Source organism: Pseudomonas sp. SZ57 (assembly GCF_009495975.1).
Lineage (GTDB): Bacteria > Pseudomonadota > Gammaproteobacteria > Pseudomonadales > Pseudomonadaceae > Aquipseudomonas > Aquipseudomonas syringae.
Genome location: NZ_WIBD01000065.1, coordinates 1 through 217 on the forward strand (window position 1 = coordinate 1; position 217 = coordinate 217).

At 71.4% G+C, this 217-nt stretch carries 1 protein-coding gene; it reads left to right on the forward strand.

Going from position 1 to position 217, the window contains the following annotated elements:
• On the forward strand, window positions 1–217 hold a 217-nt coding region (locus tag GE543_RS27205; RefSeq protein WP_178118681.1), incomplete at both ends, for a hypothetical protein.

Genomic DNA, 217 nt, shown 5'->3' on the forward strand with positions numbered 1-217 from the left:
CGACGTCGACGTCGACGCCATCCGCGCCGCCGTCCACAGCGCGCCGCGCCACGTCCTCACCATCGACGACAGCATCCCCGCCGGGGACCTGCTCGCCGACTACGCCCTCATCACGGGCACCGTCGTCGCCACGACGAAGGCCGGCCTGCTCACGCTCATCCCGCTGGCCGAGAGCGTCTCCGACAGCGTGATGACCCTGTCCGCCAGCGACCTGAAG